This is a genomic window from Cellulomonas fengjieae (assembly GCF_018388465.1).
Taxonomy (GTDB): Bacteria; Actinomycetota; Actinomycetes; order Actinomycetales; family Cellulomonadaceae; genus Cellulomonas; species Cellulomonas fengjieae.
In genome coordinates, this window is the sequence record NZ_CP074404.1 from 47,997 (window position 1) to 66,152 (window position 18,156).

19 protein-coding genes are annotated in these 18,156 nt (G+C 73.0%); 13 read left to right on the forward strand and 6 right to left on the reverse strand.

The annotated features are described in order from the left end of the window. Positions 1 to 33: 33 nt before the first annotated feature. Positions 34 to 597 (forward strand): hypothetical protein, encoded by a 564-nt coding sequence (locus tag KG102_RS00235; RefSeq protein ID WP_208210611.1) that lies wholly within the window; start codon positions 34 to 36, stop codon positions 595 to 597. Between the two features lie 372 nt (positions 598 to 969). Here the strand turns inward: KG102_RS00235 and KG102_RS00240 are convergent, their stop codons facing one another. Continuing rightward, on the reverse strand, positions 970 to 1,239 hold the full coding sequence (locus KG102_RS00240) for a hypothetical protein (RefSeq protein ID WP_208289770.1): 270 nt from the start codon (positions 1,237 to 1,239) through the stop codon (positions 970 to 972). A gap of 485 nt (positions 1,240 to 1,724) precedes the next feature. On the opposite strand from KG102_RS00240, the gene KG102_RS00245 reads away from it, so the two are divergent. Further along, a complete protein-coding gene (locus tag KG102_RS00245) occupies positions 1,725 to 2,150 on the forward strand; it encodes a hypothetical protein (RefSeq protein WP_208289769.1) in 426 nt (141 codons plus the stop codon). A gap of 10 nt (positions 2,151 to 2,160) precedes the next feature. Here the strand turns inward: KG102_RS00245 and KG102_RS00250 are convergent, their stop codons facing one another. Further along, positions 2,161 to 2,730 (reverse strand): TetR/AcrR family transcriptional regulator, encoded by a 570-nt coding sequence (locus KG102_RS00250; protein WP_208210607.1) that lies wholly within the window; start codon positions 2,728 to 2,730, stop codon positions 2,161 to 2,163. Between the two features lie 64 nt (positions 2,731 to 2,794). Between KG102_RS00250 and KG102_RS00255 the strand changes: the two genes are divergently transcribed. Beyond that, the gene (locus tag KG102_RS00255; RefSeq protein WP_208289768.1) at positions 2,795 to 3,256 is read left to right on the forward strand and encodes an LIC_13387 family protein; all 462 of its coding nucleotides are present in this window, start codon (positions 2,795 to 2,797) and stop codon (positions 3,254 to 3,256) included. Positions 3,257 to 3,271: 15 nt separating this feature from the next. Here the strand turns inward: KG102_RS00255 and KG102_RS00260 are convergent, their stop codons facing one another. Further along, positions 3,272 to 4,723 (reverse strand): helix-turn-helix transcriptional regulator, encoded by a 1,452-nt coding sequence (locus tag KG102_RS00260; protein WP_208210603.1) that lies wholly within the window; start codon positions 4,721 to 4,723, stop codon positions 3,272 to 3,274. A 152-nt stretch (positions 4,724 to 4,875) separates the two neighbouring features. On the opposite strand from KG102_RS00260, the gene aceA reads away from it, so the two are divergent. From aceA to KG102_RS00275, 3 genes are all read left to right on the forward strand, one after another. Next, a complete protein-coding gene (gene aceA / locus KG102_RS00265; RefSeq protein ID WP_208210601.1) occupies positions 4,876 to 6,174 on the forward strand; it encodes an isocitrate lyase in 1,299 nt (432 codons plus the stop codon). Positions 6,175 to 6,190: 16 nt separating this feature from the next. Continuing rightward, on the forward strand, positions 6,191 to 7,834 hold the full coding sequence (gene aceB, locus KG102_RS00270; RefSeq protein WP_208289767.1) for a malate synthase A: 1,644 nt from the start codon (positions 6,191 to 6,193) through the stop codon (positions 7,832 to 7,834). 99 nt (positions 7,835 to 7,933) lie between these two features. Beyond that, positions 7,934 to 8,743, forward strand: coding sequence for an SDR family oxidoreductase (locus KG102_RS00275; protein ID WP_208289766.1), 810 nt, complete (start codon positions 7,934 to 7,936; stop codon positions 8,741 to 8,743). On the opposite strand, the gene KG102_RS00280 is transcribed toward KG102_RS00275, so the two are convergent. Continuing rightward, positions 8,740 to 9,507: a VOC family protein gene (locus KG102_RS00280; protein WP_249667399.1), complete on the reverse strand. Its 768-nt coding sequence runs from the start codon at positions 9,505 to 9,507 to the stop codon at positions 8,740 to 8,742. The two genes, KG102_RS00275 and KG102_RS00280, sit on opposite strands and share 4 nt — an antisense overlap. Before the next feature lie 333 nt (positions 9,508 to 9,840). On the opposite strand from KG102_RS00280, the gene map reads away from it, so the two are divergent. Continuing rightward, on the forward strand, positions 9,841 to 10,605 hold the full coding sequence (map, locus tag KG102_RS00285; protein WP_208210594.1) for a type I methionyl aminopeptidase: 765 nt from the start codon (positions 9,841 to 9,843) through the stop codon (positions 10,603 to 10,605). Positions 10,606 to 10,806: 201 nt separating this feature from the next. Continuing rightward, positions 10,807 to 12,324: a CoA-acylating methylmalonate-semialdehyde dehydrogenase gene (locus tag KG102_RS00290; protein ID WP_208210592.1), complete on the forward strand. Its 1,518-nt coding sequence runs from the start codon at positions 10,807 to 10,809 to the stop codon at positions 12,322 to 12,324. 94 nt (positions 12,325 to 12,418) lie between these two features. On the opposite strand, the gene KG102_RS00295 is transcribed toward KG102_RS00290, so the two are convergent. Then, positions 12,419 to 13,345, reverse strand: a complete 927-nt coding sequence (locus tag KG102_RS00295) for an NADP-dependent oxidoreductase (RefSeq protein WP_208289765.1) — start codon at positions 13,343 to 13,345, stop codon at positions 12,419 to 12,421. A gap of 76 nt (positions 13,346 to 13,421) precedes the next feature. Here KG102_RS00295 and KG102_RS00300 point away from each other — a divergent pair, with 76 nt between their 5' ends. Both KG102_RS00300 and KG102_RS00305 read left to right on the forward strand, forming a co-directional pair. Continuing rightward, positions 13,422 to 13,913: a low molecular weight protein-tyrosine-phosphatase gene (locus KG102_RS00300; RefSeq protein WP_307802334.1), complete on the forward strand. Its 492-nt coding sequence runs from the start codon at positions 13,422 to 13,424 to the stop codon at positions 13,911 to 13,913. Between the two features lie 7 nt (positions 13,914 to 13,920). Beyond that, positions 13,921 to 14,403: a glutathione peroxidase gene (locus KG102_RS00305; RefSeq protein WP_208289764.1), complete on the forward strand. Its 483-nt coding sequence runs from the start codon at positions 13,921 to 13,923 to the stop codon at positions 14,401 to 14,403. A 1-nt stretch (position 14,404) separates the two neighbouring features. Here the strand turns inward: KG102_RS00305 and KG102_RS00310 are convergent, their stop codons facing one another. After that, the gene (locus KG102_RS00310; RefSeq protein WP_208210586.1) at positions 14,405 to 15,400 is read right to left on the reverse strand and encodes a magnesium and cobalt transport protein CorA; all 996 of its coding nucleotides are present in this window, start codon (positions 15,398 to 15,400) and stop codon (positions 14,405 to 14,407) included. 31 nt (positions 15,401 to 15,431) lie between these two features. Between KG102_RS00310 and KG102_RS00315 the strand changes: the two genes are divergently transcribed. Genes KG102_RS00315 through KG102_RS00325 form a run of 3 tightly spaced genes read left to right on the forward strand, consistent with a single transcriptional unit; the run spans position 15,432 to position 18,147 of the window. After that, positions 15,432 to 16,595 carry a pyridoxal phosphate-dependent aminotransferase gene (locus tag KG102_RS00315; protein ID WP_208289763.1) on the forward strand — a complete coding sequence of 388 codons (1,164 nt, stop codon included), beginning with the start codon at positions 15,432 to 15,434 and terminating at the stop codon, positions 16,593 to 16,595. Positions 16,596 to 16,618: 23 nt separating this feature from the next. Continuing rightward, positions 16,619 to 17,677 carry a lactate/malate family dehydrogenase gene (locus KG102_RS00320; RefSeq protein ID WP_208289762.1) on the forward strand — a complete coding sequence of 353 codons (1,059 nt, stop codon included), beginning with the start codon at positions 16,619 to 16,621 and terminating at the stop codon, positions 17,675 to 17,677. Further along, the gene (locus tag KG102_RS00325; protein WP_208289761.1) at positions 17,674 to 18,147 is read left to right on the forward strand and encodes an ACT domain-containing protein; all 474 of its coding nucleotides are present in this window, start codon (positions 17,674 to 17,676) and stop codon (positions 18,145 to 18,147) included. Before KG102_RS00320 ends, KG102_RS00325 begins: the two co-directional genes overlap by 4 nt. Positions 18,148 to 18,156 lie beyond the last annotated feature (9 nt).

Below are 18,156 nucleotides of genomic sequence, written 5' to 3' on the forward strand. Positions count from 1 at the left end.
GGCAGTGTCAGTGGTCCGTTGCACCCTGGTCCCATGATCACTCTCTCCTGCTCGTGCGGTTCCGCAGGGATCACCCGTCGTCACCCGATGCGCGGGCTGTCCGCCGACGAGCGTGCCGCGCTGATCCGCGGCGCGTTCTCCGTCAGCGGCGGCTTCCTGGCCCTCGAGGTCGACGCGTCGTGGCACCCAGGCTCCGAGGAGCCGACCGAGTCGTGCGTCGTGCTGGCGGACCTGGACTCGCTGGACGCCTCGGCGGGTCTGGACGCCGCCGGGGCCACCGCGATCCGGGACCTGCTCGAGATCGGTCACGTGCGCGGCCAGTCGCTCCCGGCGCCCGTGGAGGTCGGGTCCGTGCGGTTCCGGGTCGCACCGGCCGACGAGTTCGGCCCCGCGATGTCGTACGTGGTCACCGAGGGCACCGAGACGCTGCTCGAGGCCACCGTGCCGGTCCCGCACGAGGACCTGCTCCCCGCACTGATCGCCGTGCACCGGGAGCGGGGGTTCGAGGGGCTCACGCGCGTCGACGCGCTCGCGGCCCGCTTCGGGCTGGCGACGGCGCTCGCGCACCTGGACCAGGAGCGCTCCGCGGTCGCGTGAGGTCGTGGGCGGGACGCCCCCGCTCTGGCGGACGGGGGAAATCGCCGCGGACCGGTGGAGCGGCCGCAGCTCGTCGCCGATGACGGTGACATGCACCCGTCGCGGCCCCTGTACTGACCGGTAGCGACGGACGCGCGCGATGGACGGACCACCGTGGTTGCTGCCGGGCGACGACGTCAGGCTGCCGACCCTGTTCGGGGGCGTCATGACGGACGCGCGGGTGGACGACGAGGTCCTCGTCCGCCGGCTCCGGGCCGCCGTCGAGCTCGCCGCCGGCTGGATCGGCGTGGAGGTGACGTGGTCGGTGTGGAGCGACGACAGGCAGCGGTCGGACATCGACTGGTCGGACGAGATCTGGGCGGAGCTCCCCGGTCACCTGGACGGGATCGAGGTCCGTGGGGAGAGCACCGCCCTGCTGGGGCTGACGGACCACCCGAACCGGGAGATCGCGGTGATCACGGCCACGCTCCCGCAGTACGTGCCCGAGCTGTCCCGGGACGTCGGGCAGACGTCGGTGTGCCTGTCGGTCCAGCGCTGGGCGATGTACGGGTCGGGCGTGGACCTGCCGTGGTTCGCCGCGCCGCTCGACCGCTGGATGGTCGACACGGCGGTCGCCCTCCGGGCGGAGTCGGGGTACGCCATCCTCGACACCGCCCGCGGTGACGACACGCAGAGCGCGTGGGAGTACCGGCACCAGATCTCGCCGGTGTTCCGTGAATCCGCGCGCCGGGCGTGGGGCGAGGGCTGGGGGACGTTGCTGAACGCCGCTCACCTCGACGCGATCGGCGGCGTGCGGGCGGTGGCGGCAGTGCCGGGCGCGCGTGTCCGGGAGCTCCCGGACGGCCGGGTCTGGGTGACGCTCGGCGACGACCCCGCCGCGGTGCCGGATGCGACGATGCACGCGTTGCACCAGGCGGTGCTGCCCGCGCTGCCGCCCGCCGACGGCGACTACTCGATCGACCGGATGCCGCCGGGCGGCTCCGTCTTCACCGCCATGGCCGCGCGTGCCCGCCGCGTGTCGTCCCCGGCCGCCCTGCGCGAGTCCTGGGAGGCGCAGGCTCAGGCGGCGCGCCTCCGGACGGCCCGGCGGCGCCTTCGGTCCTGTGGGGCACACCGTGGACGCCGGGGTGCCCGACCTCCTGTTCGACCTGGCGGACGGCGCCGCCGCCGACTCGTTCTTCTTCCGAGGCCTGGGCGCCGAGCACGCCGTCCCACTGCTGGCGGCGCTCGACCCCGACGTCCTCGACGCCCGCGCGGGGCCCGGCCCGAGCCTCGGCGCGGCGCTACGAGCCGCGGCCGCGCATCCCGGCGTGGTCCTGCTGACGGGGCACGTGATCGGCCCGTCGCGCGAGGACGAGCGCCTGACGGTCGACGGGCTGGTCGTCAGTGGCGACCCCGTCCTCGACGGCCTCGGCGAGGCCGATGTCGCACGGGCATGGGACCGGGTGGTCGCACTCGGCATCGACGACGCGCTCGCGCCGCCGGACGAGCTGCGGCCACCGAGCTCGAACGAGCCGGACGGCGCCTCGGGGTGGACCGTCTGGTGGGACTGAGCCGGGCGCGTCAGGGCAGGGCGGCCCGCACCAGGGCCATCGCGACGACGCGCAGGTCGGCCCGGGACATCCGGCGCTCCGCCGGCCCGGTGAGCTGGTCCAGCACCACACCGTCGATGCAGCCGGCGAACCAGAGCGCGGTCGTCGCGGGGTCGGCGCAGTCCTGGGTCGCGAGCACCGTGGTCATCGCGTCCCGGAGCCGGTCCCCCGCGGCGTGGAGCTCCGCCGCCAGCTCGGGCCGGCGGCGGGCGTGCAGCAGCAGCTCGTAGCGGGCGAGCTGCCGGTGCGCGTCGACGGTGATCCAGTGCCACATCAGGTCGGCGCCCAGGTCGGCCAGCACCTCCGGGGTCATCCTGCGCTCGGCGACGCCTGCGGCTGCCAGCTCGGCCAGGTCCAGCTCGACCAGGCGTCGGACGCACGCGGCCACCAGCGCGTCACGCGTGCGGAAGTAGTAGCTGGTGGAGCCGAGCGGCACCCCCGCCTCCGCGTCGACCGCCCGGTGGGTCAGTCCACGCAGGCCCTCGCGGGCGATCAGCTGCAGCCCGGCGTCGGCGAGGGCGGACAGGCGGTCTGTTGACATGCCCGCACTCTACGCGCGTAGTGTCCTCGACATCTGTAGAGGACGCTCCGCGAGGAGGAGTGCGATGAGAGTGCAGACCGCGACGCGCATCGGCGGGTGGGCATTCGTCCTGACCGGCGCCGGGCACCTGATCCTGGACACCCTGCTGCCGTCGACGGGCGACCTGCTCGTCCTCGAGCGCCAGATGGCGCGGGTGCTGTTCCCCATGGCGCCCAGCCACAGCATGGCCGACCTCCTGGAGGGCTTCAGCGTCACGATGTCGCTGCTGCTGATCGGCCAGGGACTGTCGGCACTCCTGATGACGCGCCACGGCGCGACGCCCGAGCGGCAGCAGGTCGTCCTCCTGCTCGCGCTGTCCCTGACACTCCTGGTCACCGCGGTGCTGCTGCTCCCGGCTCCGCCGATCGTGCTCATGGCCGTCGCGACCGTCGCGTTCGCGCTGGCGCTCAGCGCGTCGCGTCGTGAGCAGGCAACGGCACCCCGGCCGGCACCCCAGCCGGCGCACCGGACACCGGCCGGGAGCTGACCGCCGTCGCGGGCGTCACTCCGCGGGCGCGTGCCGGTCCAGGAAGCGGTAGACCTCCGTGGTGTCCACGCCGGGGAACACGCCCACCGGGAGGGCGGCGAGCAGGGACGCGTGCGGGCGCGCGCTCGGCCACGACTTGTCGGCCCAGCGCTCCGCCAGGTCGGTCGGAGGCTCCCGGCAGCACATCGGGTCGGGGCACCTGGAGGCCGCCCGCTCGGTGGTCTCCCGGCCGCGGAACCAGCGCACGTGCGCGAACGGGACGCCGACCGACACGGAGAACGCACCCTGCGACGACGGCTGCACGCGGCTGGTGCACCAGTACGTACCGGACGACGTGTCGGTGTACTGGTAGTACGGCGAGAACCGGTCGGGGAGCGTGAAGACCACGCGGGCGGTCCACTGCCGGCAGACGGGCTGGCCCTCGATGGCGCCCAGCGGGTCCGCCGGGAACTTCACGCCGTCGTTCTCGTAGGCCTTGTGCAGCGTGCCGCCCTCGTGGACCTTCATGAAGTGCACCGGGATGCCCAGGTGGCGCGTCGCCAGGTTGGTGAACCGGTGGGCGGCCGTCTCGTACGGCACGGCGAAGGCGTCGCGAAGGTCCTCCACGGACAGCCGACGCTCGGCCTTGGCCTCCTGCAGGAACCGCACGGCGTCGTCCTCGGGCAGCATCAGCGCTGCGGCCACGTAGTTCGCCTCGACCCGCTGGCGCAGGAAGTCGCCGTAGTCCGTGGGCTCGGCGTGGCCGAGCACGTGGCTTGCGAGGGCCTGGAGCAGCGGGGAGCGGGCGTCGCTGGTGCCGGGGTTGCCCTGGGGCAGGTAGATGCGGCCGTGCGCCAGGTCCGTGACGGAGCGCGTGGAGTGCGGCAGGTCGGGCACGTAGTGCAGGTTGAAGCCCAGGTGGGCCGCGATGTCCGCGGTGGCGCGCTGGGAGAGCGGGCCGCCGGGGTGGTCGATGGCATCGAGCAGCCGCCGTGCGTGGTCCTCGAGGTCGGCGAAGTAGTTGTCCTGCGCGCGCATCCGGACGCGCAGGTCGGCGTTGGCGCGCCGGGCCTCCTCGGGTGTCGCCGCGTTCTCCGTGAGCAGCCGCTGGATCTCGGCCTGCAGCCGGACCAGCGCCTCGAGCGCGTCCCCGGGCAGGGATCGTCCGACCTTCACGGGCGGGACGCCCAGCGACGCGAAGAGCGGTCCCCGCTGGGCGCGCTCCAGCTGGACCTCCAGGGCGGCGCGGCGGGTGGGCGGCTCGGTGCGCAGCAGCTCCGAGAGGGGGACGTCGAGGGCCTCCGCCACCTGCGCGAGCAGCGACAGCTTGGGCTCGCGGTGACCGTTCTCCAGCATCGACACCTGCGACGCCGCGCGACCGATCGCCGTGCCGAGGTCGTCGAGCGTCATGTTCCGGCCCGTGCGCAGGTGCCGGATCCGTCGTCCCAGCACCAGCGTGTCCAGGCCGCCGTTGGCCGTCGTCGTCATGCCGTCCACCCTTGCCCGGGGGTGCTGCTTCTGTCCAGGAGAAGGATTGCCGATCTTCTGCGCGCTTACCCCGGGAAGAACCGCGGAAGTCCGAGGAACGTGGTCGTCAGGCCGAAGGGCCGCTGAAGTTCGCCCCGACGACGGAGGACACGATGAGCACGTACAGGCACGGCGACCAGACCGAGACTGCGGCCGAGCTCGCGGCGAGCTGGGACCTCGACGCGCGCTGGGCCGGCATCAGCCGCACCCATACCGCCGAGGACGTCGTGGCCCTGCGGGGATCGGTCCGCGAGGAGAGCACCCTCGCCCGGCGGGGCGCCGACCGGCTCTGGGAGCTGCTGCACTCCCGCACGCTGCTCCCGGCGCTGGGTGCACTGACCGGCAACCAGGCGGTGCAGCAGGTGCGGGCCGGGCTCGAGGCGATCTACCTGTCCGGCTGGCAGGTCGCGGCCGACGCCAACCTGTCCGGCCAGACCTACCCCGACCAGTCGCTGTACCCGGCGAACTCCGTGCCCGCGGTGGTCCGGCGGATCAACAATGCGCTGCTGCGTGCCGACCAGGTCGAGTTCGCCGAGACCGGCCGGCGCGGCCGCGAGTGGCTCGCGCCGATCGTTGCGGACGCCGAGGCGGGCTTCGGTGGCCCCCTCAACGCCTACGAGCTCATGCACGCGATGATCTCCGCGGGCGCGGCGGGCGTGCACTGGGAGGACCAGCTCGCCGCCGAGAAGAAGTGCGGCCACCTCGGCGGCAAGGTCCTCGTGCCCACGTCGCAGCACGTGCGGACCCTGTCGGCGGCGAGGCTCGCGGCCGACGTCGCGGGCGTGCCGACGGTCGTCGTCGCCCGCACCGACGCCCTCGGTGCCGACCTGCTGACCTCGGACGTCGACCCCCGGGACCAGCCGTTCCTCACCGGTGAGCGCACGGCCGAGGGCTACTACCGGGTGCGGCCCGGGCTCGACCCGGTGGTCGCGCGGGCCGAGGCGTACGCCCCGCACTCCGACCTGATCTGGGTCGAGACGTCGACGCCGGACGTCTCCCTGGCCATCGAGTTCGCCGAGCGCATCCACGACACGTTCCCCGGCAAGCTCCTGGCCTACAACTGCTCGCCGTCGTTCCACTGGCGCTCACAGCTGGACGACCTGCAGATCGCGCGGTTCCAGCGCGAGCTGGCCAGCCACGGCTACGTCTTCCAGTTCATCACCCTGGCCGGGTTCCACGCCCTGAACCACTCGATGTTCGAGCTCGCCCACGGCTACGCCGACCGCGGGATGAGCGCGTACGTCGAGCTGCAGGAGGCCGAGATCGCCTCCGAGTCCGACGGGTACACCGCCACGCGCCACCAGCGCGAGGTCGGCACCGGCTACTTCGACCGCGTCGCCACGGCGATCAGCCCGCAGAGCGCCACCCTCGCGCTCGCGGGCAGCACCGAGACGGCGCAGTTCACCCACTGATCCAGGAGCACCCGCCATGACCGTCACCATCATCCCGCCGACCACCCGACCCCATCTCGACCTGACCGGACCGGCCGTGTCCGGCGCGACCGAGATCCTCACGTCCGAGGCGATCGACTTCCTCACCGACCTGCACGTGCGGTTCGGCGGGAGGCGCCACGACCTGCTGCTGAGCCGTCAGCACCGCCGGACGGCCGTCTCCAACGGTGCCGACCCCGACTTCCTGCCGCTCACCGCCGGCATCCGGGCCGACCCGGGCTGGCGCGTGGCCGGCCCGGGACCCGGTCTGGAGGACCGTCGCGTCGAGATCACCGGCCCCACCGACCGCAAGATGACCGTCAACGCACTGAACTCGGGCGCCAAGGTGTGGCTCGCGGACATGGAGGACGCGACCAGCCCCACGTGGGGCAACGTCATCGGCGGGCAGGCGTCGCTCTTCGACGCGATCCGTGGGCAGGTCGACTTCACGTCGCCCGAGGGCAAGGAGTACCGCGTCGGCGACCAGACCCCGACGATCGTGTTCCGGCCGCGCGGCTGGCACCTGACCGAGAAGCACCTGGAGTTCACGGACCGCGCGGGGCAGAGCTGTGCGGCCTCCGCGAGCCTGGTCGACGCCGGCCTCTACCTGTTCCACAACGCGCAGGCGCTCATCGACTCGGGCCGCGGCCCGTACCTGTACCTGCCCAAGCTGGAGGGGCACCTGGAGGCCCGCCTCTGGGACGAGGTCTTCCGGTTCACCGAGACGTACCTGGGCCTGCGGTACGGCACCATCCGCGCGACGGTCCTGATCGAGACCATCACGGCGGCGTTCGAGATGGAGGAGATCCTCTACGAGCTGCGCGACCACTGCGCGGGCCTGAACGCCGGCCGCTGGGACTACATCTTCAGCGTCATCAAGACCTTCCGCGCTCGCGGCCCGCGGTTCGTCCTGCCGGACCGCAGCAGCGTGACCATGACGGTCCCGTTCATGAAGGCCTACACCGAGCTGCTCGTCGCCACCTGCCACAAGCGGGGGGCGCAGGCCATCGGCGGCATGAGCGCGTTCATCCCCGACCGCCGGGACCCGGAGGTCACCGAGACGGCGCTCGCGCAGGTCAGGGCGGACAAGCAGCGGGAGGCCGGGCAGGGGTACGACGGCACCTGGGTGGCCCACCCTGACCTCGTTCCCGTCGCGCGCGAGGTGTTCGACGAGGTACTCGGCGACCGCGCCGACCAGCGTCACCGGCTGCGGGAGGACGTCCACGTGACCGCGGGGCAGCTGCTGGACATCCCGTCGGCCGGTGGCAGCGAGCCGGGGGCGGTCACCGACGGCGGGCTGCGCAGCAACGTGTCGGTGGGTGTCCGGTACCTCGAGGCGTGGCTGCGGGGCAGCGGAGCCGTGGCGATCGACCACCTCATGGAGGACGCCGCGACGGCCGAGATCTCGCGGTCGCAGGTGTGGCAGTGGGTCCGGCAGGAGGTGGTGACGGCGGAAGGCACGCGGATCGACGCAGCCCGCGTCGAGGAGGTTCTGGCCGACGTGCTCGCGCAGCTGCCGCGTCGAGACGGGGACCGGTACGACGACGCGGCCGGCCTGTTCCGGCAGGTCGCGCTGGCGGAGGACTTCCCGACGTTCCTCACGGTGCCGGCGTACACGCAGTTCCTCGTCGAGGGTGCGTGACGGGTGCGCGGCCCGGGTCGACGGCCCGGGTCGCGCACCGGTATCTCTCCGTCGGTAAGGGCTCGTCGCGGCCCCGAGAGGTAGGCCAGGATGGCCGGCATGGTTGACGACGATCGCCCCGTGCTGGTCACCGGCGGCACCGGGACCCTGGGCCGCTCCCTGGTGCACACCCTGCTGGACGCCGGTCGGCCCGTGCGGGTGCTCAGCCGACGTGACCGCTCACCGGCCGCCCCGGCGGCCGTCGACTGGGTGGTCGGGGACCTGCTCACCGGCGACGGGCTGTCCGAGGCGGTGGCCGGCGTGCGCGCGGTGGTGCACTGCGCGAGCAACCCGCGCCGGCCCGGCGACGACGTCGACGCCGCCGTGCGCCTCCTGCTCGCCGCGCGCGCGGCCGACGTCCCGCACCTGGTCTACGTCTCGATCGTCGGCGTCGACCGCGTGCCGTACCCGTACTACCGGGCGAAGTACCGCGTGGAGCAGATCGTCGAGGACGGCGGGGTGCCGTGGACGATCCTGCGGGCGACGCAGTTCCACGAGTTCGTCGCGAACGTGCTCGACCACCTGTCCCGCGGGCCGGTCGCCGTGACCCTCGCGGGCGTCAGCGACCAGCCGGTCGAGGTGCGCGAGGTGGCGTCCCGCCTCGTCGAGATCGTCGACGCCGGGCCGTCGGGGCGCGCCGACGACCTGGGCGGCCCGGAGGTGTTCACGACCACGGAGCTCATGCGGGCCTACCTCGCGGCGACCGGTCGGCGTCGGCCGGTGTGGGCCGCGCCGGTCCCGGGGATCGGCGGCTTCCGCAGCGGGTACCACCTGACCCCGGAGCACGCCGACGGTCGGGTGACGTTCGCCGAGTGGCTGAGCGGCCCCGCCGAGCTCCCGAAGAACGACGAGCTCTCGACGAACGACTAGCTCTCGAAGAAGCAGAACGGGTGGCCGGCCGGGTCCAGCAGCACGCGCACCTCGTCCTGCGGCTGGAACTGCGCGAGCGTCGCCCCCAGCGACAGGGCGTGCTCGACGCCGCGTGCCATGTCGTTCACCCAGATGTCGAGGTGCTCCATCATCTGCTGGTGGTCCGTGGTCGCCGGCCAGACGGGCGGCGCGTAGAGCGGGTCGGAGCTGAAGGAGATTCCCGTCCCCCCGCCCGGCGGCCGCAGGATCACCCAGCCCGGCTCCTCGACCATCACCTGCCAGCCGAGCAGCCGCTGGTAGAAGTCGGCCAGCGCGTTCGCGTCACGTGCCTCCAGCACGGTGGTCGACAGGGAGAACTCCAGGCCCGCGTGGCGCGTGATCGGCTCGCGGACGGCCGGCCCGCCGAACAGCGCCAACGGTGACGGGTGGCTCGGTTCGTACAGGCCGAGCGTCGCGCCGCTGGGCAGCCCGATCCGGGTGACGACGCCCCAGGTCTCGGTGTGCGGGTTCTCCACCGGCCGCACGCCGTGCTCGGCCAGGCGGGCGAGTGTCTGGTCCAGGTCGTCGCACATCAGGTGCAGGGTCGCGCCGTCCGCGCTGTCACCCGGATGCACCCCCAGCTCGGCCGGCGGCAGCGCGAAGATCAGCCACCCGTCGCCCGAGGTCGCGTCCTCGACCGACGACCAGCCGAGCACGTCCCGCAGGAAGGCGCGGTCCGCCGAGGGATCGGAGCTCGAGAGCAGCACGTGCAGCGCAGCGATCACCGAACCAGGGTTGCCCCGTGTTCCCGTGTTCGCCACCCGGAAAACCCCTTGGCGGCGCGGCCGCACGGACGTACGGTCGTCGGACACGGGAAGGAGGTGGTCCAGGACATGTTCTATTCCAGGACGCGTGAGGTGACTGTCCGCTAGTCGCCCGAACAAGTACTCGGACGGATTGCACGCACGATCCGCCCGCAGGCCCACCCGGACCGGCGAGCGAATCCATGGCAGTCACCGCAGCCCGTGGGAGCCGCGACCTCGTCCTTCGCGGCAGGCCCCCGACAAGGGGTCCGGCCCACGGGCTGTTGCCTGCCCATCTCGTGACAGGGTGGAGCCGTGGCCCTCAAGAACCCCGCTCAGATCGACCAGATGCGTCCCGCCGGGAAGTTCGTCGCCGGCGTGCTGTCCTCCTTGCGTGACCTCGCCCGCGAGGGGATGACCCTCAAGCAGCTGGACACCCACGCGCACCAGATGATCGACGCCGCCGGCGCGCACTCGGTGTACCTCGGCTACCACCCGTCGTTCGGCGCGATGCCGTATCCCGGCGTGCTGTGCACCTCCGTCAACGATGCCGCGCTGCACGGCCTGCCCTCCGACTACGTGCTGGCGGACGGCGACGTGCTGAGCATCGACTTCGCCGCGCAGGTCCAGGGCTGGGTGGCCGACTCGGCGCTCACGTTCCAGATCGGGACGCAGGACCCGGCCGTCCAGAAGCTGATCGAGACCACGGAGCGCGCCCTCGACGCCGGGATCAGGGCGGCCCGCGTCGGCGCCCGGATGGGCGACGTCTCGTCGGCGATCGGCACCATAGGCCGCGCCGGCGGGTACGGGATCAACGCCGACTTCGGCGGTCACGGCGTCGGACGGACCATGCACGAGGACCCGCACGTGCCGAACCTGGGCCGCCCCGGCACCGGGCTCAAGCTCAAGGCGGGGCTCGTCATCGCGATCGAGCCGTGGTTCATGGCCGGTGGCGACGAGTACACGATCGACGACGACGGCTGGACGATCCGCACGGCCGACGGGTCGCTGGCCGCCCACGCCGAGCACACGATCGCGATCACCCCGGACGGCCCCCTGGTCCTCACGGCCCGCGACTGACCTCGTCTTGAGGGCCGCAGCGTCCGAGCAGATGGAGGCCCTGACCGACATCTGCTCGGACGTTGCGTCATGAGGGGCGGCAGCGTCCGAGTAGATGGAGGCCAGGGGCCACATGTGCTCGGACGTTCCGTGTTCTTGACGACGGATCTAGATTGGCTCGATCCGGCACTGCCGTTCGATCCGGTAGGAAAGAGGGCTCCGATGTCCGCGCTCGTCGACACCGCACCACTGATCGGTCACGTCGTCGGGGGGCGGGTGACGACCCCGGACGGCTCGCGCACGCAGGACGTGTTCGACCCCGCGACGGGACGGGTGTCCGGTCGGGTGCTCCTCGCGGAGCAGGCCGACGTGGACGCGGCGGTCGCGGCGGCCGTGGTCGCGGCGCAGTCGTGGTCGCAGGAGCCCGTCGCCAAGCGCGCCGCCGTGCTGTTCGCGCTGCGCGAGCAGATCGTGCAGCACGCCGAGGAGCTGGCCGCGATCATCACGGCCGAGCACGGCAAGGTGCTCGCCGACTCGCGCGGGGAGATCGCCCGCGGGCTCGAGGTCATCGAGTACGCGTGCGGCATGCCCCAGCTGCTCAAGGGCGAGTACACCGACCAGGCGGCCACGGGTGTCGACGTGTTCTCGTTCCGGGAGCCGCTGGGTGTGGTCGCCGGCATCACCCCGTTCAACTTCCCGGCGATGGTGCCGCTGTGGATGTCGCCGATGGCCATCGCGACCGGGAACGCGTTCGTCCTCAAGCCGTCGGAGCGCGACCCGTCCGCGTCGCTGTTCCTGGCCCGGATGTGGCAGGCCGCCGGGCTTCCCGACGGGGTCTTCTCCGTGGTGCAGGGCGACCGGGTGGCCGTCGACGCGCTGCTCACGCACCCCGACATCGCGGCCGTGTCGTTCGTCGGGTCGACCCCGATCGCGCAGCACGTGCACGCCACCGCGACCGCGCACGGCAAGCGGGTGCAGGCGCTCGGCGGCGCCAAGAACCACGCGGTCGTGCTGGCCGACGCCGACCTGGACCTCGCGGCGACCCACCTGACCGGCGCCGCGTTCGGCGCGGCCGGCGAGCGGTGCATGGCGATCTCGGTGGCCGTGGTCGTCGACGAGGTGGCGGACGCGCTGCTCGAGCGGCTGCGCGCGGGGGCGGAGAAGGTGCGGGTCGCTCCCGGGACGGACCCGGACAGCGACATGGGCCCGGTGATCACCAGGGCGTCACAGCTGCGGATCGAGGAGATCGTCACCGACGCGGTCGACAGCGGTGCCTCCGCGGTGGTCGACGGCCGGGGGCACGCGGTGGCCGGTCACGAGGACGGGTTCTTCGTCGGCCCCACCGTGCTGGACGGCGTCACCACGGACATGCGGGCGTACGTCGAGGAGATCTTCGGGCCGGTCCTCGTCGTCATCCGGGCGGCGGACCTGACCGAGGCGATCGCCCTGGTCAACGCCAACCCGTACGGCAACGGCACCGCGATCTTCACGAGCTCCGGCGACGCGGCCCGCACGTTCCAGCGGGCCGTGAACGTGGGCATGATCGGCATCAACGTGCCGATCCCCGTGCCGGTCGGCTGGCACTCGTTCGGCGGCTGGAAGAACTCGCTGTTCGGCGAGAGCCACATCTACGGCCCCGAGGCCGTGCGGTTCTACACGCGCGGCAAGGTGGTCACCAGCCGCTGGCCCGCCAGCCCGGCCACTGCCCGCTTCCACTTCGGCCGCACGACCTCCCACTGACCGCACCCCGCTGACGGCACCCACCGCCCGCGACGTCCGAGCATCTGGCTGCCTTAGCGACCACGTGCTCGGACGTTGCGCGGGGGGGTCGGGGTCAGTCGACGCGGACGACGACCTTGCCGCGGACGTGACCGGTCTGGCTGGCCTGGTGGGCGGCGGCCGCGTCGGCCAGCTCGAACACCTCGGCGACCTCGACCTTGACCGTCCCGGCGTCGATCAGCCCGGCCAGCGCGGCCAGGTCCCCGGCGTCGGGCCGGACCCAGACGTAGTGGCCGCCCAGCTCGTCGCGCGCTGCCGCGTCGACGATCGAGGCCACGGTGCCGCCGTCGGCCAGCAGGGCGCGGGACGTGGCGACGAGGTCGTCGGAGCCGTAGTCGAGGACCACATCGACGCCGTCGGGGACGAGCGCCCGCACCCGCTCGACGAGCCCGTCGCCGTACTCGACCGGCTCCGCACCGAGCCCGCGCAGGTACTCGTGGTTGCCCGCCGACGCGGTGCCGAGGACGCGCGCGCCCAGCGACCGGGCGATCTGCACCGCGAACCCGCCGACGCCGCCCGCTGCGGCGTGCACGAGGACCGTCTGACCGGCGCGCACGCCGGCGCGCGCGATGCTCTGGTAGGCGGTGAGCCCGGCCAGCGGCACCGCGGCGGCCTCCTCGAACGACAGCGACGACGGCTTGCGCGCGACCGTGCGCACGGGCGCGGCAACGTACTCGGCGAACGTCCCGCCGTGCACCCAGTCCCGACGGACGTAGCCGTAGACCTCGTCACCGACCTGCAGCTCGGGAGTGTCCAGCCCGACGCGCTCGACGACGCCAGCCACGTCCCAGCCCGGGACGGCGGGGAACGTCACGTCCAGGAGCGCGTCGAGGTAGCCCTCGCGGACCTTCCAGTCGACCGGGTTCACCGAGGCGGCGCGCACCCGCACCAGCACGCTGTCGGGTCCGACCTTGGGAGTGGGCTGCTCGGTGAGCTCGAGGACATCGGTACCGCCGTAGCGGGAGTACGTGATTGCTCGCATGACTCGCACAACCGGTCGGCGGTGGTGCGTGTTCCGTCGGGGCGACCACCGGACCGGGCTGTGCGACGATCGCTGGGTGCCCCAGCCCTACAGCGTGATGATCGTCTGCACCGGCAACATCTGTCGCTCGCCCATGGCGGAGGTGGTGCTGCGCGAGCGGTTCGCCGCCGCCGGACTCGGCGACCAGGTGGTCGTCGACTCGACCGGCGTCAGCGACGAGGAGGACGGCAACCCGATCGACCGCCGGGCGCGGGCCGTGCTCGTGAGCCACGGCTACCCCGCCGGCGACGGGCACCGCGCACGTCAGGTCCGGCCCGGCGACGAGCGCGACCTGGTGCTGGCGATGACGAACGCGCACGCCCGCGCGCTGCGGCGCCTGGGCATCGAGCCGGTGCTGTTCCGCTCGTTCGACCCCGACGCCACGGGCGACCTGGACGTGGCCGACCCCTGGTACGGCGGTGCGAGCGACTTCGAGGACTGCCTCGCGCAGATCGAGGCGGCGGCCGACGGCATCGTCGAGCACGTCCGCGCTGCCCTGGGGAATGCCCTCCTGCAGCAGAACGGTTGACCGGTACATGCACCTCGACGACATCCCGCTGACCACCCTGCGCGGCGAGACCACCACGTTCGGTGCGTACGCCGACCAGGTCAAGCTCGTCGTCAACGTGGCCTCGCGCTGCGGCCTCGCACCGCAGTACGAGCAGCTCGAGGCGCTCCAGCGGACCTACGGCGAGCGTGGCTTCACGGTCCTCGGCTTCCCGAGCAACCAGTTCCTCCAGGAGCTCGGCTCGCAGGACGCCATCGCCGAGTACTGCTCGGCGACCTGGGGCGTGACGTTCCCGATGTTCGCGAAGACCAGGGTCAACGGCCGGTCGCAGCACCCGCTGTACGCCGAGCTGACCAAGGCACCGGACGCGTCCGGCAAGGCCGGCCGGATCACGTGGAACTTCGAGAAGTTCGTCGTCACGCCGCAGGGCGCGGTGCACCGGTTCCGTCCGCAGACGCGCCCGGACGCCCCCGAGGTCGTCGAGGTGATCACCGCGGCCCTGCCGCGCTGACCTACAGCCAGTGGTTGCGGCGGAACGCGCGGTGCAGCGCGACGCACACCACGCCGATCCCGGCCAGCACGACCCAGAACCCGGCCGGCGAGTGCATCGCCGGCAGCTGGTCGAAGTTCATCCCGTACAGGCCCGCGATCGCGGTCGGCACCAGCGCGATGGCCGCCCACGCGGAGATCTTGCGCATGTCGGCGTTCTGCTGGACGGTCACGCGGTTCTGCTCGACGGTCACCTGGGCCAGGTCGGCCTGCATGACGTTGGTGAGCAGCGCGTCGGCCGCCTCGATCTGCTCCGCGGCGCGCAGTGCGTGGTCCTGGACATCGCGGAAGTACGGCCGCGCGTAGGCCGGGATCCACGGCACGTCGTCCTCCGCGAGCCGCGTCAGCGGCTGCACCAGCGGCACGACCGCGCGGCGGAACTGCTGGACCTCGCGCTTGAGCTTGTAGATCCGCTTCGCGTGGTCGCTGCCCGGGTCGTCCCCGAACACCTGGTCCTCGATCTCGTCCAGGTCCACGTCGATGGCCCGGCTGACGTCGAGGTACTGGTCGACCGACTTGTCGAGGATCGCGTGCAGCACCGCGGGCGGCCCGTGCAGGAGCATGTCGCGGTCCACCTCGAGCGCGGCCCTGACCTGCGCGGGGATCTCGGTGTCACCGTGCCGCACGACGATGACGAACCGGTCACCCAGGAACACGGCGAGCTCGCTGACCTCGACCACCTCGACGTGGTCCACGTAGTGCACGGGCTTGACGACGGCGAACGTCACGTTGCCGTAGCGCTCGAGCTTGGGGCGCTGGTGGGCGCGGATCGCGTCGTCGATGGCGAGCTGCGGCAGCTCGAAGCCCTCCGCGATGGCGGCGAACTCGTCGGCCGTGGGCTCGACGAGACCGATCCAGACGAAGCCGTCGTCCTTCTCGGCCTCGCGCAGGGCCACGCGCAGGTCGTCGAGCCGATGCCGGCGCCGGCCGTCGGAGTACAGCGCGCAGTCAGCGATCACGGTCCGAGGCTAGACGTGTTCAATGGCGGGCATGAAGGTTGCCGCGCGCGCCCACGTGCCGCCGTTCGCCGTGATGGAGATCCTCGCCGCCGCCAACGCCCGCCGGGCCGCCGGTGAGGACGTCCTCAACCTGTGCGCGGGCGAGCCCGCGACGGGCGCGTCCGACGTGGTCCGTCGGCGCGCGATCGACCTGCTGACCAGCGGCGACCTGGGCTACACGGAGCCGATGGGTGCACCGGCGCTGCGGGCTGCCATCGCGCAGCACTACCGCGACCGGTACGACGTGCCGGTCGAGCCGGGGCGGGTCGCGGTGACCACCGGCTCGTCGGGCGGCTTCGTGCTGGCGTTCCTCGCCGCGTTCGACGTGGGCGACCGCGTGGCCCTCGCCGTGCCCGGGTATCCCGCGTACGCCAACATCCTCGCGGCGCTCGGGTGCGAGGTCGTCGTGGTGCCGTGCGGCCCGCAGACCCGCTACCAGCCGACCGTCGCGCAGCTCGAGGCGCTCGACGGACCGCTCGACGGCCTCGTCGTGGCGAGCCCGGCCAACCCGACGGGCACGATGATCGACCCCGACGAGCTGGCCGCGCTGGCGTCGTGGTGCGCCGGCCGGGGCGTCCGGCTGATCAGCGACGAGATCTACCACGGGATCACCTACGGCTCCGCGGCGACCGCGACCGCTGCCCACGCCCTCGACCGGGGTGCCGTCGTCGTGAACTCGTTCTCCAAGTACTGGGCGATGACCGGCTGGCGGCTCGGCTGGCTCGTGCTCCCGGACGACCTGGTCGGGCCGGTCGGCGCGCTGGCCGGCAACGTCGCCCTCTGCCCGCCCGCCCTGGCCCAGCACGCCGGGGTCGCCGCGTTCAGCGCGGAGGGCTACGAGGCGGCCCGGCAGAACGTGGCGCGCTACGCGGCCGCCCGGGCGCACCTGCTCGAGCGGCTGCCGGAGCTCGGCTGGGAGCGGGTGGCGCCGGCCGACGGGGCGTTCTACCTGTACGGCGACATCTCGGCGAGCGGCCTGGACTCGGTCACCTGGTGCGCGCGGCTGCTGGACGAGGCGGGCGTGGCGCTCACGCCCGGGACGGACTTCGACCCGGTGGAGGGCCACCGCTGGGTGCGGCTGTCGTTCGCGTCCTCCGTGGACGTGGTGCGCGCGGCCGTCGACCGGATCGTCGCCTGGCAACGGACCTTGGCGTAACACGCGCGCTCTACAGTCGCCGCATGGACGTGGCGGTGCTGGGGGCGACCGGTGATGTGGGACGGCAGATCTGCACGCAGCTGGTGGAGCGGCGGATCCTGCCCACGACGTCGCGGCTGCAGCTGGTCGGCCGCCCGGGCGGCGCGTCCGGGCGGGCGGTGCACGGCCTGCGGGCGGACCTGATCGACGCGTACGACGAGCACGCCCCGCTGCTCGACGTCGCGCTGGACCCGACCGAGGTCGTGGCCGACGTCGTCGTGGTCGCCGCCGGCATGACGGCGCCGGCCACGAGCGGGGTGCCGATGTCCCGCGCCGCGCTCGCGGACAAGAACGTCGGGGTGTTCACCGCCTACGCGGAGGCGCTCGCCCGGCACGGCTCGGGCCAGGAGGTCGTGGTCGTGGTCTCCAACCCCGTGGAGCTCGGCGTCGCCATCATGGCGTCGGCGCTGGGCCGGCAGCGCGTGATCGGGATGGGCGCCTGGTTGGACACGCTCCGGTTCCGGCGCGAGATCGCCGTGTCGCTCGGGGTCCGGCGGCACCGCGTCGGCGGGTTCGTCGGGGGGCAGCACGGCGAGGACCTGGTGCCACTGTGGTCGACGGTGCGGATCAGTGGCCTGGACGTCGACGAGCGGCGCCGGGCCGTGGACCGCCTGCGCGGGGGTCGCTCGCTCGACGGGTTCGCCGCGGAGGTCGCGTCCGCCAAGGAGCAGCTCGCGGCCACCTCCGACATGGGTCAGGCGTTCGCGCTCATCGACAGCTGGCCGCCTGACCTGCGGGTGGTCGCACGCCCGTGGATGACGCACCAGAGCGGGGCCAAGACCGCCGCGGGCACGGCGAGCGCGACGATCGACCTGGTGGACACGATCCTCGACGGCCGGGACATCGTGGTGGCCGGGCAGGTGGCCCTCGCGGGCGAGGTGCTGGACCGCACGGGCGTCCTGGGCGTGCCGGTCGTGGTCGGTCAGAAGGGCTGGACGCGGGTACTGCTGGACCAGCCGGCCCCCGACGAGGCCCGCCGGCTGGCTGCCGTCGCGGAGCGGATCGATGCGGCCAACGCACCGTGGCTGAGGGGTGCCGCATGATTGCCGCCGACGACGACGACCGCTGGGTGGCGTTCGTCGGCGCCGACCACCGGACCGGCACGATCGCGGCGCTCGCCGGGGTGTTCGCGACCCGCGGCATGAACTTCGACTCGCTGGCCACCCGCGACGTGGACGGGGAGCACGGGCTGGTCATCGTGACGTTCCGGGCGAACGAGCGGCAGCAGCGGATGCTGGTGCGCAGCGTGGAGCGGCTGGCGGCCGTGCGCAGCGTGCAGGTGCGGCGCGCCGAGGACCTGGGGGTGCGTGCCGCGGCCGTCGTCCACCTCCCCCGCGGCGTCGAGTTCCGGCCACCCAGGCACGCCGCGGTGAGCTGGTCGGGATCGTCGGCGCTGGGTCAGCCGGTGCTCGTCGAGGGCCCGCTGGTGGATGTCGAGGCCGTCGTCGCGGCCGCGCTCGCCGCCGGTGCCCACACGGCGGCCACGGTGATCGAGCCGCCCCTCGGGACGTAGGTTGGTCGT

What these genes read in the sequence shown, in the direction of transcription:
- KG102_RS00235 (WP_208210611.1), top strand. Translation starts at nt 34, where the DNA reads ATGATCACTCTCTCCTGCTCGTGCGGTTCCGCAGGGATCACCCGTCGT.
- KG102_RS00240 (WP_208289770.1), bottom strand. Translation starts at nt 1,239, where the DNA reads ATGGCGTACCCCGACTCCGCCCGGAGGGCGACCGCCGTGTCGACCATC.
- KG102_RS00250 (WP_208210607.1), bottom strand. Translation starts at nt 2,730, where the DNA reads ATGTCAACAGACCGCCTGTCCGCCCTCGCCGACGCCGGGCTGCAGCTG.
- KG102_RS00255 (WP_208289768.1), top strand. Translation starts at nt 2,795, where the DNA reads ATGAGAGTGCAGACCGCGACGCGCATCGGCGGGTGGGCATTCGTCCTG.
- KG102_RS00260 (WP_208210603.1), bottom strand. Translation starts at nt 4,723, where the DNA reads ATGACGACGACGGCCAACGGCGGCCTGGACACGCTGGTGCTGGGACGA.
- aceA (WP_208210601.1), top strand. Translation starts at nt 4,876, where the DNA reads ATGAGCACGTACAGGCACGGCGACCAGACCGAGACTGCGGCCGAGCTC.
- aceB (WP_208289767.1), top strand. Translation starts at nt 6,191, where the DNA reads ATGACCGTCACCATCATCCCGCCGACCACCCGACCCCATCTCGACCTG.
- KG102_RS00275 (WP_208289766.1), top strand. Translation starts at nt 7,934, where the DNA reads ATGGTTGACGACGATCGCCCCGTGCTGGTCACCGGCGGCACCGGGACC.
- KG102_RS00290 (WP_208210592.1), top strand. Translation starts at nt 10,807, where the DNA reads ATGTCCGCGCTCGTCGACACCGCACCACTGATCGGTCACGTCGTCGGG.
- KG102_RS00295 (WP_208289765.1), bottom strand. Translation starts at nt 13,345, where the DNA reads ATGCGAGCAATCACGTACTCCCGCTACGGCGGTACCGATGTCCTCGAG.
- KG102_RS00305 (WP_208289764.1), top strand. Translation starts at nt 13,921, where the DNA reads ATGCACCTCGACGACATCCCGCTGACCACCCTGCGCGGCGAGACCACC.
- KG102_RS00315 (WP_208289763.1), top strand. Translation starts at nt 15,432, where the DNA reads ATGAAGGTTGCCGCGCGCGCCCACGTGCCGCCGTTCGCCGTGATGGAG.
- KG102_RS00320 (WP_208289762.1), top strand. Translation starts at nt 16,619, where the DNA reads ATGGACGTGGCGGTGCTGGGGGCGACCGGTGATGTGGGACGGCAGATC.
- KG102_RS00325 (WP_208289761.1), top strand. Translation starts at nt 17,674, where the DNA reads ATGATTGCCGCCGACGACGACGACCGCTGGGTGGCGTTCGTCGGCGCC.